Source organism: Actinomycetota bacterium, assembly GCA_036280995.1.
In the GTDB taxonomy this organism is placed as follows: domain Bacteria; phylum Actinomycetota; class CALGFH01; order CALGFH01; family CALGFH01; genus CALGFH01.
In genome coordinates this window covers 1-2,134 of record DASUPQ010000678.1, presented here as the reverse complement: position 1 = coordinate 2,134, position 2,134 = coordinate 1, and the positions used below count along the sequence as shown (strand labels likewise).

Sequence of the window (2,134 nt, the reverse complement as noted above, 5' to 3'; positions counted from 1 at the left end):
GTGCGGCCCGAGGTGCCCGAGGCGATCGCCCGCTGCCGGCGGGCCGGGATCCGGGTGGTCATGGTCACCGGCGACCACCCGGCCACGGCGGCCGCCGTGGCCGCCAAGGCGGGGCTGGCCAACGGCCGGGTGGTGCTCGGCGCCGACCTCCCGGCCGGCGACGCCGCCCTCGCCGACCTCCTCGAGGGCGGCGTGTCGGTGCTGGCCCGCATCGCTCCCGAGCAGAAGCTCCGCATCGCCCAGGCGCTCCAGTCCCGCGGCGAGGTCGTGGCCATGACCGGCGACGGTGTCAACGACGCCCCGGCCCTACGCCGGGCCGATATCGGTGTGGCGATGGGCGTGGTCGGGACCGACGTGGCCCGCTCGGCCGCCGACATCGTCCTGCTGGACGACAATTTCGCCCACATCGTCGAGGCGGTGGAGGAAGGGCGGGCAGCCTTCGACAACATCAAGCGCTTTCTCACCTACCACCTCACCGACAACGTCGCCGAGCTGGCCCCGTTCGCGCTCTGGGCCCTGACCGCCGGCCGCGTCCCCTTGGCCCTGTCGGTGCTGCAGATCCTCGCCCTGGACATCGGCACCGACCTGCTGCCGGCCCTGGCCCTCGGTGCCGAGCCACCCGAACCCGGGGTGATGGAGCGGCAACCGCGGACACGGTCGGCCCGGTCGCTCGACCGCGCCGTGCTCGCCCGTGCCTTCGGGTTCCTCGGTCCGGTGGAGGCGGTCGCCTCGCTGGCCCTGCTGCCGGTCGGGGCGGCGCTGTTCTTCGGCTGGCATCCGGGGACCCCCCTGCCGGCCGGCGGAACGGCGCTGGCCTCCTTATCGACCATGGTGTTCGCCGCCATCGTGCTGGCCCAGATGGCCAACGCCTTCGAGTGCCGCAGCACCACGATGTCGCTGTGGGCGCTCGGCCCAACCAGCAACCGTCTGCTGGTTGGGGCGGTCGCCGCCGAGGGCCTGGCCCTGCTCGGGTTCGTCTACCTGGGGCCGATCCAGGCGCTGCTCGGCCACCGGCCGCTGACCCTGGCGCAGTGGCTACCGGTGCTGGTCGCCCCGGTGCTGCTGTTCGCGGCCGAGGAGACCCGCAAGGCGGTCATTCGCCGGCACCGGGCGACCGGCCCGGAGCGAACGGGCCACAAGGCCCTGAGGCGCCGGACCGCCGCCGGCTAGCGTTGGCAGATGAGGACGAAGGTCCAGATGAGGTGAGGCGAGATGAACGTCAGGTCGATCTTCCGTCCCTGGGTGGTGCGCGTCGATGGCGATGACTGCCTGGCCGACGCCGCCGAGCGGATGCAGAACGAGCAGGTTGGTTCCGTGGTCGTCACCGTCGGCGGCCGGTTCGTGGGCATCCTGACCGAGCGGGATCTCACCAGGGCGATCGCCGACGGGGCCGATCCCCGGGACGCCACCGCCGCCGACTACATGACGGCCGCGCCCGCCGCCGTCCACCTCGACGCCGACATCCACGAGGTGGCCTCGACCATGTTCGAGTTCGAATGCCGCCACCTGCCCGTCCTGTCCGAGGACGACAGCCAGGTGATCGGCATGGTCTCGATCCGGGACCTGCTCGGCACCGCCTTCCGCCTGGCCGGCAGCCCCGGCTGAGCGGCGGCCGGGGCTACGGCACCCGCCGGGACCGCCAAACGCCATGGGCCAGCAGGTCGGCCATCGGAGTTCAGGTAGGCAGCGGGCGCGCCAGGCTCGCCTCTGGGTCCTCCCGGCGCATCCGGATGCGCCGGATGCGCCGGGACCCGGCCTGGTTCCAGCGGGGGTTCCTGGCCATGATCGTCCCGGCCGACTTCATCATGGCCCGCAGCCACCTGCGCGGCCTCAGGCGCCAGGTTCAGGGCTCGGCGTTGTCGGCGGTCAGGAACTCGAGGATCTCACCGACCGCAGGCCGGTAGCGCAGCGTGGCGATGCTGGCGTGGCCCTTGCCGGGGTACAGCCGCAGCCGGGCCCGGGGGATGCGGTCGGCGGTCTCCCGGAACAGCTCGGGGGTGTAGTTGCGGTCGCGGTCGCCGGCCACGACCAGGGTCGGGGCGGTGATGCGGTGCAGCTGGGGGGCGGCGTCGAAGCCGTCCTCGGCATCGATGACGGCCAGCATGTCGGCGGGGTCCGCAGGGGCGAGCCTGGG

Annotated in this window: 3 protein-coding genes; 2 read left to right on the top strand and 1 reads right to left on the bottom strand. The window is 73.2% G+C overall.

Annotation, left to right across the window (positions count from 1 at the left end; all coding sequences use genetic code 11):
• Window positions 1–1,170 (top strand): HAD-IC family P-type ATPase (locus VF468_22995; GenBank protein ID HEX5881157.1); only part of this gene is annotated, 1,170 nt, incomplete at its 5' end.
• Window positions 1,171–1,212: 42 nt separating this feature from the next.
• Window positions 1,213–1,605 (top strand): CBS domain-containing protein, encoded by a 393-nt coding sequence (locus VF468_22990; GenBank protein ID HEX5881156.1) that lies wholly within the window; start codon window positions 1,213–1,215, stop codon window positions 1,603–1,605.
• 238 nt (window positions 1,606–1,843) lie between these two features.
• Here VF468_22990 and VF468_22985 read toward each other — a convergent pair.
• A partial coding sequence (locus VF468_22985; protein HEX5881155.1) for an alpha/beta hydrolase occupies window positions 1,844–2,134 on the bottom strand: 291 nt, incomplete at its 5' end.

Bases quoted from the DNA above. Each gene is read 5' to 3' on its own strand.
- VF468_22990 (HEX5881156.1), top strand. From the start codon at position 1,213: ATGAACGTCAGGTCGATCTTCCGTCCCTGGGTGGTGCGCGTCGATGGC.